The 11,980-nt window shown below is 47.3% G+C and carries 12 protein-coding genes and 5 tRNA genes; 6 read left to right on the top strand and 11 right to left on the bottom strand.

Annotated features, from left to right (window positions below; genetic code table 11):
* Positions 1 to 9 precede the first annotated feature (9 nt).
* The 4 genes from XMD530_RS07685 to XMD530_RS07670 all read left to right on the top strand — a co-directional run bounded on the left by XMD530_RS07685 (position 10) and on the right by XMD530_RS07670 (position 2,079).
* A complete protein-coding gene (locus XMD530_RS07685) occupies positions 10 to 561 on the top strand; it encodes a septation protein A (RefSeq protein WP_173506985.1) in 552 nt (183 codons plus the stop codon).
* 8 nt (positions 562 to 569) lie between these two features.
* Positions 570 to 869: a YciI family protein gene (locus tag XMD530_RS07680; protein WP_173506984.1), complete on the top strand. Its 300-nt coding sequence runs from the start codon at positions 570 to 572 to the stop codon at positions 867 to 869.
* 108 nt (positions 870 to 977) lie between these two features.
* Complete coding sequence (locus XMD530_RS07675) at positions 978 to 1,589, top strand: OmpA family protein (protein ID WP_173506983.1); 612 nt, start codon at positions 978 to 980, stop codon at positions 1,587 to 1,589.
* 67 nt (positions 1,590 to 1,656) lie between these two features.
* Positions 1,657 to 2,079, top strand: coding sequence for a DsrE family protein (locus XMD530_RS07670; RefSeq protein ID WP_173481404.1), 423 nt, complete (start codon positions 1,657 to 1,659; stop codon positions 2,077 to 2,079).
* 67 nt (positions 2,080 to 2,146) lie between these two features.
* Here XMD530_RS07670 and XMD530_RS07665 read toward each other — a convergent pair whose 3' ends face one another.
* On the bottom strand, positions 2,147 to 2,812 hold the full coding sequence (locus XMD530_RS07665) for a response regulator transcription factor (protein WP_173481405.1): 666 nt from the start codon (positions 2,810 to 2,812) through the stop codon (positions 2,147 to 2,149).
* 137 nt (positions 2,813 to 2,949) lie between these two features.
* Entirely contained in the window at positions 2,950 to 4,902 is a 1,953-nt protein-coding gene (gene acs, locus XMD530_RS07660) for an acetate--CoA ligase (protein ID WP_173484600.1), read from the bottom strand.
* Positions 4,903 to 5,094: 192 nt separating this feature from the next.
* Here acs and XMD530_RS07655 point away from each other — a divergent pair.
* Both XMD530_RS07655 and XMD530_RS07650 read left to right on the top strand, forming a co-directional pair.
* Positions 5,095 to 5,171, top strand: a tRNA-Arg gene (locus XMD530_RS07655).
* Positions 5,172 to 5,294: 123 nt separating this feature from the next.
* Positions 5,295 to 6,245, top strand: a complete 951-nt coding sequence (locus tag XMD530_RS07650; protein WP_173506982.1) for a diguanylate cyclase domain-containing protein — start codon at positions 5,295 to 5,297, stop codon at positions 6,243 to 6,245.
* A 72-nt stretch (positions 6,246 to 6,317) separates the two neighbouring features.
* Here the strand turns inward: XMD530_RS07650 and XMD530_RS07645 are convergent, their stop codons facing one another.
* From XMD530_RS07645 to csrA, 9 genes are all read right to left on the bottom strand, one after another.
* Positions 6,318 to 6,896: a response regulator gene (locus XMD530_RS07645; protein ID WP_173484598.1), complete on the bottom strand. Its 579-nt coding sequence runs from the start codon at positions 6,894 to 6,896 to the stop codon at positions 6,318 to 6,320.
* Between the two features lie 189 nt (positions 6,897 to 7,085).
* Positions 7,086 to 8,387: a sodium ion-translocating decarboxylase subunit beta gene (locus tag XMD530_RS07640; protein ID WP_173484597.1), complete on the bottom strand. Its 1,302-nt coding sequence runs from the start codon at positions 8,385 to 8,387 to the stop codon at positions 7,086 to 7,088.
* Positions 8,388 to 8,404: 17 nt separating this feature from the next.
* Complete coding sequence (gene oadA / locus XMD530_RS07635) at positions 8,405 to 10,189, bottom strand: sodium-extruding oxaloacetate decarboxylase subunit alpha (RefSeq protein WP_173494818.1); 1,785 nt, start codon at positions 10,187 to 10,189, stop codon at positions 8,405 to 8,407.
* Between the two features lie 39 nt (positions 10,190 to 10,228).
* On the bottom strand, positions 10,229 to 10,462 hold the full coding sequence (locus XMD530_RS07630) for an OadG family protein (RefSeq protein ID WP_173506981.1): 234 nt from the start codon (positions 10,460 to 10,462) through the stop codon (positions 10,229 to 10,231).
* Between the two features lie 795 nt (positions 10,463 to 11,257).
* Positions 11,258 to 11,334, bottom strand: a tRNA-Arg gene (locus XMD530_RS07625).
* A 23-nt stretch (positions 11,335 to 11,357) separates the two neighbouring features.
* Positions 11,358 to 11,434 (bottom strand) — tRNA-Arg (locus XMD530_RS07620).
* Between the two features lie 51 nt (positions 11,435 to 11,485).
* A tRNA-Arg gene (locus XMD530_RS07615) sits at positions 11,486 to 11,562 on the bottom strand.
* Positions 11,563 to 11,572: 10 nt separating this feature from the next.
* Positions 11,573 to 11,662 (bottom strand) — tRNA-Ser (locus tag XMD530_RS07610).
* A 61-nt stretch (positions 11,663 to 11,723) separates the two neighbouring features.
* Complete coding sequence (gene csrA, locus XMD530_RS07605; RefSeq protein ID WP_173481412.1) at positions 11,724 to 11,915, bottom strand: carbon storage regulator CsrA; 192 nt, start codon at positions 11,913 to 11,915, stop codon at positions 11,724 to 11,726.
* Positions 11,916 to 11,980 lie beyond the last annotated feature (65 nt).

The raw sequence follows: 11,980 nt of genomic DNA, 5'->3' as shown, positions 1-11,980 counted from the left end.
AGGTTCTATATGAAGATACTACTCGATTTTCTTCCAGTTATCGTCTTTTTTGCGGTCTATAAGTTCACCAATGACATTTTGTTGGCGACCGCTGTTCTAATACCGGCAACCCTTTTGCAGATGCTCTACTCTTGGAAAGTTCAAGGCAAGATCGAGAAAATGCAGCTTGTGACACTGGTCTTAGTAGTTCTACTGGGTGGTGCAACGCTCGCCTTTCAAGACAAGGCGTTCATCCAGTGGAAGCCGACCATCGTTAACTGGCTATTTGCGGTAGGCTTTATGGCCACACAGTTCATTGGCGATAAGACCGTCGTTGAGCGTCTGATGGGCTCAAGCATGGAGTTACCCAAAGCGGTATGGTCACGTTTGAATCTTGCTTGGGTCGTTTTCTTTGTTGCTGTCGGCATTGTCAATCTCTACGTTGCCTACAACTTCAGTGAAGAGATCTGGGTCGATTTCAAACTCTTCGGTATGCTCGGTTTAACCATCCTTTTCATCATTCTTCAGGGCCTCTATATTGCAAAACATGCAAAAGAGCCTGAAGCACCCACCGAAAAATAGAGGTGTTTATGTACTACGCTATTATCTCTGAAGATAAACCTAATTCACTGGATCGCCGATTGGCTGCTCGCCCTGAGCACCTTGAGAGACTGAAAGCATTAAGTGCCGAAGGCCGACTTCTGGTTGCCGGCCCTCACCCTGCGATCGATTCTGAAGATCCGGGTGAAGCAGGGTTCACAGGCAGCCTAGTGATCGCTGAATTTGCCTCTCTGGAAGAGGCAAAATCTTGGGCAGATGCGGATCCCTACGTGGCCGCTGATGTCTACACAGAGGTTAAAGTAAAGCCGTACAAAAAAGTTTTACCTTAAATCACATTTTTTCAAATCTTGGTCTACAGTTAAATTAGGGTTAAGACTCGCCCAGTTAATATAGGCATTAAGACTTAACAACAGGTCGAACAAGATAGGAATTAGATAATGAAAAAGATCGCACTCGCTACAAGTATGTTACTAGCTATTGCTAGCGGTTCAGCAATGGCCCATGGCGACTTCCCAGGCTATGTTACTCATGAAACCGAAGGTTACATTATTAAAACACCTGCTGGTGAATGTATTAAGACTCCCAACTGGACTGCTGACTTCGTGCCAGCTGAGTGTGGTGGTACAGCAGCTCCGGCTGTAGAAGAGGAGATGGCAAAACCAGCAGAACCTAAAATGGTCGAAGTCGAAGCTAAACGTAAATTTGCTGTCTACTTTGACTTCAACAGTACCAAAGTGGGCTCGCTTAGCAGCGTAATTGATTTTATTAAATCACTTTCATACGTTGAGAGCGTTAAGCTAGTAGGCTACGCAGACCGCATCGGTTCAGACGCTTACAACCAGAAGCTATCACTAGATCGTGCTACCGCTGTTGCATCAGAGCTTAAAGGCGCTGGCGTTACAGATTGGAAACTACGAGTGGATGCTAAAGGTGAAACAGCTCCGGTAGCGAACTGTACTGGCAAAGGCGCTCAACTAATCGCCTGTCTTCGTCCAGACCGCCGTGTCGACATCGAAGTAGCAGGTGAAAAAACTGAGAAGCAGATGTAATCTAAGAGTTACACACGCTTCAAGAGCCGGCGCGTAGCCGGCTTTTTTGTATTTAAGGTATCTGAAGATGTTTAAGACTTTCGCTCTGTTTGCTCTTTTATCCAGCCCCCTAGTCATGGCCAACGACTATGAGCCGCAAAAGGTGGTGTATCACATCAACTATGGGGATGAATCACGCATTGGGCACACCTTCAGCAACATCTCAAATCATATTAATGAATTGGGTGAGGATAGTGTCGAGATCAAAGCGGTTATCCATGGTGAAGCGATCGAATACTTTATGTCGGCAGTTGACGATACCGCTAAACAGGGCGCCATCGATACGCTTAAGTTTATGGGCACTGAGTTTGTCATTTGCGGAAACTCACTGACCGGATACAAGATAGGTTACGACGCACTTTACGATGTCAGTGAAGAGGACGTGGTTAAAGCCGGACTCCCAGAAATCGTCCGACTGCAGCAACAGGGTTATATCTACGTTAGACCCTAGATACCAACACAAGCTTTAGATACAAAAAAGCCGCTTCAAGTATGAGCGGCTTTCTTATGAGCAGGTGTTAACCTTCTGTCTTGGGAGGCTCTACTCCAAGACGCTGTGCTGCGATGACAGCCTGGGTCCGACTGTGGACACCCAACTTACGAAGAATCGCCGTTACGTGCGCTTTGATGGTGGCTTCAGAAACGTTTAAATCGTAAGCGATCTGTTTATTCAAAAGCCCTTCCGTCAGCATCGTCAGTACACGGAACTGTTGTGGCGTCAAAGAGGCAATCGCTTCAGCAAACTTCTGATCCTCGTCTGTAACAAGGTCATCCATCGACTCTTCTAACTCCTCTGGCAACCACTCATCACCTTGAAGAACAGCAACAATCGCTTCTGAAATAGTCTCTAGCGGAGATGACTTAGGAATAAAACCTGACGCGCCGTAATCGATAGCACGTTTCATGACATGAGTCTCTTCGCTACCTGATACAACAATCACTGGAACACCAGGGTGTTGACCACGAAGGAATACCAGACCAGAGAAACCCTGAGCACCTGGCATATGGATATCCAAAAGCACCAAGTCAGCATCACCATGCTCTTCAACGGCATTCTGAACGGACTCAAGAGTATCCGCTTCGATAATCTCCACTCCGGAAACCGCTTGGGAAACCGCTTGCTTCAGCGCTGCACGAAACAGTGGGTGATCATCCGCAATGATAATTTTTTGAGCCAGTTGCATAGTATTCTCCGACAAGCCTAGAAAGGCAGTATAGCGCTTTTTTGTAGGGTATAAGTTAATCGAATAATGGATTAGTTTCCAGTTCAAATGGAAATAAAAAAACCCACGACGAGTCGTGGGTTTTTTAATAAGAGTGTTTAGCTCTTACGGTTCATGCGGTTTTCGATCAGGTCATCCACCACACTTGGATCTGCCAAGGTAGAGGTATCACCCAATGCACCGAAATCGTCTTCCGCAATCTTGCGAAGGATACGACGCATGATCTTACCAGAACGTGTCTTAGGTAGACCGGGTGCGAACTGAATCAAATCCGGTGATGCAATTGGACCAATCTCTGTACGTACCCAGTTACGCAGTGTCACTTTAAGCTCATCGGAAGCTTCCATGCCTTCCTGCAGCGTTACGTAACAGTAGATACCCTGACCTTTAAGATCGTGTGGGTAACCTACCACCGCAGCTTCAGCAACTGCTTCGTGAGCTACCAACGCAGACTCAACCTCTGCGGTACCCATACGGTGACCAGATACGTTGATTACATCGTCTACACGACCTGTGATCCAGTAGTAGCCGTCCTCATCACGACGTGCGCCATCGCCCGTTGTGTAGTAGCCAGAGAAGCTAGAGAAGTAAGTCTGACCGAAACGTTCGTGGTCGCCCCAGATTGAGCGAGATTGACCAGGCCAAGAGTCCTTAATGACAAGGTTACCTTCACCTGCACCTTCAATCTCTTTGCCATCGTTATCCAGTAGCGCTGGCTGAACACCGAAGAATGGACGAGTTGCTGAACCCGGCTTAGTCGCTGTCGCACCAGGTAGAGGTACGATCATGATGCCACCTGTCTCAGTCTGCCACCAAGTATCAACGATTGGGCACTTACCAGCACCCATAACACGGTTGTACCACTCCCAAGCTTCAGGGTTGATTGGCTCACCAACCGAACCTAGCAGTTTAAGAGAGGATAGATCAGAGTCGCCTAGAACATCTTCACCTTTCTGCATCAAGGCACGGATGGCCGTAGGCGCGGTGTAGAACTGGTTAACTTTGTGTTTTTCGATAACGCGACCGAAACGGCTCATATCTGGGTAGCTTGGAACACCTTCAAACATCAGGGTCGTTGCACCGTTTGCTAGTGGACCATAAACAATGTAGCTGTGACCTGTTACCCAACCTACATCGGCTGTACACCAGTAGATATCACCCTCTTGGTAATCAAAGACGTACTGATGGGTCATTGACGCGTAAACTAGGTAACCACCGGTAGTGTGTTTAAGACCTTTAGGCGCACCCGTTGAACCAGATGTGTATAGGATGAATAGCGGATCCTCAGCATTCATCTCTTCAGGTGGGCAATCAGCAGAGGCTTTTGCCATCTCCTCTTCATACCAAACATCACGGCTCTCATGCCAAGCAACATCTTGATCTACGCGGTTTACAACAACCACTTTTTCACAGAACTTAGCCGCACCAGGGTGAGTCAGTGCTTCATCAACGTTCGCTTTAAGTGGAACCGCTTTACCGCCACGAAGAGAGAAGTTAGAAGTCACAACCAGTTTAGAGTTAGCGCCTTCGATACGAGCAGCAAGCGCTTCAGGAGAGAAACCACCAAATACAATCGAGTGAACGGCACCAACACGAGCACAAGCCAGCATAGCGACAGCGGCTTCAGGGATCATTGGAAGGTAAAGAGTGACTACGTCACCTTTACTAATACCCTGCGCTTTAAGCACGTTGGCAAACTTACATACACGCTCGTGAAGATCGCGGTAAGTGATCTTTTCATCTTCTTCTGGGTTATCACCTTCCCAGATAATCGCAACCTGATCGCCACGAGTCTCTAAGTGGCGATCCAAACAGTTTGCTGCAACGTTCAACGTACCATCTTCGAACCAACGGATATCAACATTATGAGTATCAAACGATGTGTGCTTAACCTTAGTGAAAGGCTTGATCCAGTCGATACGCTTAGCTTGCTCAGACCAGAACGCATCTGGGTTCTCAACTGACTGCTGGTACATCTCGTTGTATTTAGCTTCATCAGCATGGGCGTTAGCAGCAAACTCTGCAGATACTGGGTAGATCTTATCGCTCATTAGTTCTTTCCCTTAGATTGATTGGGTACGGCAATCATTGCCACACTCTATTTATTAAAGTGCAATATTTATAACCTGAGCTACCCTAAGTCAGAATTAGACATTGGTCTGTTCAAAAGGACTCTTTAGTCTAAGTAATTCAACAGAATCCTATTGCATAGTCGAAATGAGGCTTTAGAATTCACTGCCAGTGCCCCAGTAGCTCAGCTGGATAGAGCAACCCCCTCCTAAGGGGTAGGTCGGACGTTCGAATCGTCTCTGGGGTGCCAGTCTCCTATCTCTCTTTTCACAATGAAAAACAGATTATTTTTACTGATCAATTTGACAGATCCCAGACCCTAAACTATACCTTAAGTCATATGACATAAATGACCCGAAGGACAGTTGTACTGATGAGCTCTTTAGACAATAGCCGATACCTTGATCGGACCGAAGCCGCTAAGATTTTATGCGTGGATGATGAGGAGTCTGTCGTTAACTCGCTTCGCAGGGTGTTACGTTCAAGCCACTACGAAGTTATCGGTTTCACATCGGCACCGGAAGCCCTGAAGTACCTTGAATCCAATGAGGTTGATCTGATTGTTTCTGACATGCGAATGCCCGAGATGAGAGGTGATGAATTCCTGGCAAAAACCATGTCAATTACACCTAATACGGTTCGTATTCTACTGACTGGTTATTCAGATTTTGATATGACGGTGAGTGCCATTAATGAAGGTAGAATTCACCGCTACATGTCCAAGCCCTGGGACAATAGTGAACTGCTTGCGATCATTAACGAAGAGCTCGTTCAAAAACAACGTGATGATGAGAAACGTAATTACGATGAGCTAGTGAAAAGCCTAACTGCGACTGATCCACTGACCGGTCTACTCAATAGAACGGCTCTGATGGAGCAAGTAGAGGCTCAAGCGATTGTTGGCACGGCCTTGCCAGGCGTTGCACCCTCCTACCTAATTCTCTTAGATGTCGATAATTTTAGCTCTATTGTTGAGTCTGTCGGGCCTCAAACCAGTGAGGACGTTTTAAAATTGGTCGGCAGACTATTAAGCTTTAATCTTCGCTCAGGCGATATCATTGCTCGTACCGAGGACGATGAGTTTGGCATCATGTTGAATCAGTATGCTCCCGAGAACTGTATTAACGGCATTATGGAACGGGTCAGAATGAAACTGGCCTCACGTAGCTATCTAGTGCGAAACCAGAAAGTCGACATACAAATCACTCTGGCAGCCAAGGCAATCGATATCGGTGATGACCCTGAAGAGCTCTATAAAGCAGCGAAAAAAGCGCTTAAATTTGCAAAATCCGAGGGGAAGAATCGCTCAGAAATCGCTGACTAAACGGCTAATGACAAAAAAAGCCCGCTAACAAACATTAGCGGGCTTTATTGTGGTTTGCTGTCTGAATAGCTGTTAAATATCTTCAGCTTTCGCCGCTGTTCCAACCAACTTATTGATCACTTCGACCAACTCATGATTATCAAACGGCTTATTCAAAATCGCATCGGCTCCCAAATCGATCGCCTTTTGGAGGGCTTCACTGCCCAATGCCGAGATGACCAATATTTTGGTTGAAGCTATTTCTGGAGTTTCGCGAACAAAACTCAGTACATCGTAACCACTTAGGCCCGGCATACTGAGATCCAAGGTCACCAGAATTGGGCGATCTTTCATCAGCTTGGTACCCGCTTGAAAACCATCAGCGGCCACCTCTGCGACCAAACCATGCTTACGTAACACTCGTTGTAATGCACGTGCGATGGCAGGCTCATCATCTACAACAAGAACCTTTCGACTATCTTCCTGCAGTTCAGCAGGAATCGGGATCTCATGCTCAACCAGAAAGGCTAAGAAGTCCTCTACGCGAACTCTGTTATTCCCTCGACCTGGAAGTTTAAAACCCTTTAAAGCCCCTCGCTCGATCCAACGAATGACGGTTCGTAAATTAACGTCACAAAGCTTAGCGATTTCACCTGTACTGAGCGTCTTCATTCTTCAATTCCTAAAGCGCAGATACTGCCTTTATACTGCGGGTCTATTTTCTTTCTCTATACACAGCATAGACGATAAAAAATAAAACGAAGTCACTTTTGTAAAAAAAGTTAGAGAATATTCAAACTTCACAATTGTCAGGTAACAAAAAAGCGCCCGAGGGCGCTTTTTATAATGGTTAATCAAAGATTAACCAACAAACTTAATCATGACACCTGCAGCAACCGCAGAGCCAATCACACCCGCTACGTTAGGGCCCATGGCATGCATCAGCAAGAAGTTTTGAGGGTTAGCCTCTAAACCGATCTTATTGGAGACACGAGCAGCCATAGGAACAGCAGAGACTCCCGCTGAACCAATAAGTGGGTTGATTGCATTACCACCCTCAAGCTTATTCATCAGCTTAGCCATCAAGACACCTGCAGCTGTACCGATACCAAAAGCAACGATACCAAGGAGCAAAATGCCCAGTGTGTTCAAGTCCAGGAACTTATCAGCGCTCAACTTTGAGCCAACCGATAGACCTAGGAAGATCGTCACGATGTTGATTAGAGCATTCTGTGCTGTATCACTCAGACGGTCCACAACGCCACATTCACGCATCAGGTTACCGAAACAGAACATACCCAATAGTGGGGCCGCATCCGGAAGCAACAGTGCGACAAGAATCAACAGCGCTATCGGGAACATGATTTTCTCAGTCTTAGAGACATGACGAAGCTGGTGCATAGCGATCTTACGCTCTGATTCAGTCGTCAATGCTCGCATGATTGGCGGTTGAATCATTGGCACTAGTGCCATGTATGAGTAAGCCGCTACAGCGATCGCACCCAGTAATTGAGGGGCAAGCATGCTGGCAACGTAAATAGCTGTAGGACCGTCAGCACCACCGATGATGCCGATTGCAGCTGCATCTTGAACTGTGAAGTCCATGATACCCATAGCCGAAAGACCCACAGCACCCAATACCGTAGCAAAGATGCCGAACTGAGCTGCAGCACCCAAGAATAGAGTCTTAGGATTAGCCAGGAGCGGACCAAAATCAGTCATCGCACCAACGCCCATAAAGATCAGTAGCGGAGCAACACCCGAAGCAATGGCTACAGAGTAGAAGTTATAGAGCATACCATTGCTGTAACCCGCGTCAGCAGCAACCATAGTGGCTGCATGATGCGTAGACGGATTAGAGCCGTGGTAAGCATGCAGTATCTCGTGAGGATCCACACTGGTAATATTCAATGAAGCAGCCAAACCCTGAAGCACTTCAGGTTTTGCAAAGTGAACCGCATTCTCTACTGCAGAAAACGCGAGTCCAGCCTCGGGAATATTCGCCATGATGCCACCAAAACCGATTGGCACAAGCAGCAGTGGCTCAAAGTTTTTGCGGATTGCCAAAAAGAGCAACAACAAACCAACAGCGATCATAGTTACCTGACCGGCTGAGATGTTGTAGATGCCCGAGGCTTCCCACAGTTGAAGGATCTTTTCCATTAAACCGTCACCTCAAATTAGGCAAGAGTAACCAGAGAGTCGCCAACCTGAACGGCATCGCCCTCTTTAACGTCAACTGAAGTCACTGTACCAGCACGCGCTGCACGAACTTCTGTCTCCATCTTCATCGCTTCCAAGATAACAAGCACATCGCCCTCTTGAACCGCTTGACCAGCAGAGACCTGAACTTTCCAGATGTTACCGGCCAGTGGAGCTGGTACAGGCTCACCTGAACCTGCAGGCGCAGCGGCTGGAGCGGCAGGTGCTGCAGCAGCTGGAGCAACGGCTGTAATGTCACCACCTTCAGCCACTTGAACAACGTAGTTCTGGCCATTGACTGTGATTGTGTAAACTTCTGGTCCTGATTTCTTAGGTGCTGACATAGCTAGCGCATCCTCTAAAGTGGGTACTGGTTCAAACGCGTCTGGGTTACCGCGATTTTCAAGGAATTTAAGGCCGATCTGAGGGAACAGAGCGTAAGTAAGCACGTCATCAATTTCACGCTCACCCGTTTCTAGCTCAATACCCTTTTCAACTGCGATCTCTTTAAGCTCTGCAACAAGCTTATCCATCTCTGGCTCGATGAGATCAGCTGGACGGCAAGTGATAGCCTCTGCTCCATCAAGAACTTTGGCCTGAAGCTCAGCATTGTATGGCGCAGGAGCTGCACCGTACTCACCTTTAAGGATACCCTGAACTTCTTTGGAAATAGTTTTGTAACGCTCGCCAACGAGTACATTGATAACCGCTTGAGTACCAACGATCTGTGATGTTGGTGTCACCAGTGGAATGTAACCAAGATCTTCACGTACTCGTGGGATCTCAGCCAACACTTCATCAAACTTATCAGCTGCGCCCTGCTCTTTAAGTTGACTCTCCATGTTAGTCAACATACCACCAGGAACCTGAGCCACTAGAATGCGGCTGTCAGTACCACGCAGTGAGCCTTCAAATTTAGCGTACTTCTTACGAACTTCACGGAAATAGGCTGCAATCTCTTCGAGTGCTTCTAGGTTTAGTCCTGTATCACGGTCTGTACCTGCTAGAGCCGCTACTACAGACTCTGTTGCTGTATGACCGTAGGTCATCGACATTGAAGAGATCGCTGTATCAACACGATCAATGCCCGCTTCAACCGCTTTTAGGATGGTCATATCAGACAGACCTGCCGTTGCGTGAGCATGAAGCTGAACTTCAAGACCCGTCTGAGCTTTAAGACGAGATACAAGATCAAACGCACCGTAAGGGGTCAAAATGCCTGACATATCTTTGATGTTGATCGAGTCAGCACCCATGTCTTCAAGCGTTTTAGCGTAATCCACCCACATATCGATGGTGTGAACTGGGCTAGTAGTGTAAGAGATCGTTCCCTGAGCGTGTTTGCCAGTCGCTTTAACGGCCGCAATCGCTTTCTCAAGGTTACGAGGGTCATTCATCGCATCGAAGATACGGAATACGTCGATACCGCTCTCTGCTGAACGCTCAACAAAACGTTCGACCACATCATCACCGTAGTGGCGGTAACCAAGTAGGTTTTGACCACGCAGTAGCATCTGCTGGCGAGTGTTTGGCATGGCTGCTTTAAGTTGGCGAATACGATCCCATGGATCTTCACCTAGATAACGAATACATGAGTCAAAAGTGGCACCACCCCAACTCTCTAGCGACCAGTAGCCAATCTTATCTAGCTTCTCAGCAATAGGAAGCATGTCATCGAGGCGAAGACGAGTCGCAAACAATGATTGGTGCGCATCACGTAAAACTACATCCGTGATACCAAGAGGCTTATTTGCATCAGACATAAACTTAAGTTCTCTCTTGTTAAAAGGCAGTGCCTAAAATTACTTACGGTATTTATGAACCGCTGCCGTCAATACAGCCAACAACTCATCATTGTTGCCTGCAGCTTGAGGCGCAGACGCTTTGGCTTTTGGCTCTACAATCGGTTCTGGCAAAAACTTGTTTACCAGCTTAGACATCAATGTAGTGACAATGACCAGCAGCGTAAGGAATACGAAAACGAACCCCATACCATAGACCATAAGGTTGAGGCCTTCTGATATCAGACTATTCATCTACTCTACTCCAATAAAAATAATTCAAAGGGCTTGGCATAATCCTAGGATCTATGCGCAAAGTAACCCCTACCCAACAGCATAGGAAACAGTTATCCCATAGCCCCGCAGCCATATCAAGCCCACTTTGTATGTAGTGAATTTACAAAAAAGGTCGTTTTTTTAACTTACCAGTCAACTTACGAATGAAGCTGCAGTGTTTACGCACTCTGTAACGGCGTATCTGTATCAGTTTCGAAATGACTTTCATTGCGACTAAAGAATGAGAAATTTCAGTTCAAAAAAAAATGCCACCGTAAAGGTGGCATTTCTTTTGAATATGGCGCGCCTTGTAATTTGAACCGACTGGTAGCGCTGCGGCTCATAAAAGCCCAGGTACTCTAGCGATGAAGCTTTGGAGGCACGATTGGCTCGGGCTGTCCTGCCCTCGGGGTTTCACCCCAGTCTTCGCCTGCCCTAAAACGCTCCTGCGTTTTAGTCGAACGGGCACGTTGACTCGGCTGGACAAGTCCAGTTCAAAAGAAATGCCACCTTAAAGGTGGCATTTCTTTTGAATATGGCGCGCCTTGTAATTTGAACCGACTGGTAGCGCTGCGGCTCATAAAAGCCCAGGTACTCTAGCGATCTAGCTTTGGAGGCACGATTGGCTCGGGCTGTCCTGCCCTCGGGGTTTCACCCCAGGCTTCGCCTGCCCTAAAACGCTCCTGCGTTTTAGTCGAACGAGCACGTTGACTCGGCTGGACAAGTCCAGATCAAAAAAAAATGCCACCATAAAGGTGGCATTTCTTTTGAATATGGCGCGCCCGGCACGATTCGAACGTGCGACCGCCTGGTTCGTAGCCAGGTACTCTATCCAGCTGAGCTACGGGCGCTGAAGTATTGCGTGATTCTGAAATGGCGCGCCCGGCACGATTCGAACGTGCGACCGCCTGGTTCGTAGCCAGGTACTCTATCCAGCTGAGCTACGGGCGCTTATTTCAGATGTTGGTCGATGAAAACACTAAAGAAGTGAAAACTCAAGATTGGCGCGCCCGGCACGATTCGAACGTGCGACCGCCTGGTTCGTAGCCAGGTACTCTATCCAGCTGAGCTACGGGCGCTTAATCTTGATGGCGGAGCGAGAGGGATTCGAACCCTCGATACGCGTAAACGTATACACCCTTAGCAGGGGTGCGCCTTCAGCCACTCGGCCACCGCTCCTGATCAACGGCGCGTATAGTACAAGAGAGGTGACTAAAGTTAAACCCTAAAAGGGAAAAACTTACGACTTTCCGCTATTTTCCTGCTCTTTTTCATCCAAGATCCTTTGGTAGATCTCTTCACGATGAATGGAAACATCTTTTGGTGCATTCACACCGATTCGCACCTGATTACCTTTAACACCAAGAACAGTAACACTGATGTTGTCACCAATCATTAGAGTTTCACCAACTCGCCTTGTCAGTATTAGCATCAGCTTCTCCTAAATCCATTTAAGATAGGCGATCAGGTGATCGCCATGTGCGAATCCAATTATGC

The sequence above is a fragment of the Marinobacterium sp. xm-d-530 genome (assembly GCF_013283365.1).
GTDB lineage: Bacteria > Pseudomonadota > Gammaproteobacteria > Pseudomonadales > Balneatricaceae > Marinobacterium_E.
This window is presented reverse-complemented; position numbering and strand designations above follow the sequence as displayed.

What these genes read in the sequence shown, in the direction of transcription:
- XMD530_RS07630 (WP_173506981.1), bottom strand. Translation starts at nt 10,462, where the DNA reads ATGAATAGTCTGATATCAGAAGGCCTCAACCTTATGGTCTATGGTATG.
- XMD530_RS07650 (WP_173506982.1), top strand. Translation starts at nt 5,295, where the DNA reads ATGAGCTCTTTAGACAATAGCCGATACCTTGATCGGACCGAAGCCGCT.
- XMD530_RS07685 (WP_173506985.1), top strand. Translation starts at nt 10, where the DNA reads ATGAAGATACTACTCGATTTTCTTCCAGTTATCGTCTTTTTTGCGGTC.
- XMD530_RS07675 (WP_173506983.1), top strand. Translation starts at nt 978, where the DNA reads ATGAAAAAGATCGCACTCGCTACAAGTATGTTACTAGCTATTGCTAGC.
- XMD530_RS07670 (WP_173481404.1), top strand. Translation starts at nt 1,657, where the DNA reads ATGTTTAAGACTTTCGCTCTGTTTGCTCTTTTATCCAGCCCCCTAGTC.
- csrA (WP_173481412.1), bottom strand. Translation starts at nt 11,915, where the DNA reads ATGCTAATACTGACAAGGCGAGTTGGTGAAACTCTAATGATTGGTGAC.
- oadA (WP_173494818.1), bottom strand. Translation starts at nt 10,189, where the DNA reads ATGTCTGATGCAAATAAGCCTCTTGGTATCACGGATGTAGTTTTACGT.
- XMD530_RS07680 (WP_173506984.1), top strand. Translation starts at nt 570, where the DNA reads ATGTACTACGCTATTATCTCTGAAGATAAACCTAATTCACTGGATCGC.
- acs (WP_173484600.1), bottom strand. Translation starts at nt 4,902, where the DNA reads ATGAGCGATAAGATCTACCCAGTATCTGCAGAGTTTGCTGCTAACGCC.
- XMD530_RS07645 (WP_173484598.1), bottom strand. Translation starts at nt 6,896, where the DNA reads ATGAAGACGCTCAGTACAGGTGAAATCGCTAAGCTTTGTGACGTTAAT.
- XMD530_RS07640 (WP_173484597.1), bottom strand. Translation starts at nt 8,387, where the DNA reads ATGGAAAAGATCCTTCAACTGTGGGAAGCCTCGGGCATCTACAACATC.
- XMD530_RS07665 (WP_173481405.1), bottom strand. Translation starts at nt 2,812, where the DNA reads ATGCAACTGGCTCAAAAAATTATCATTGCGGATGATCACCCACTGTTT.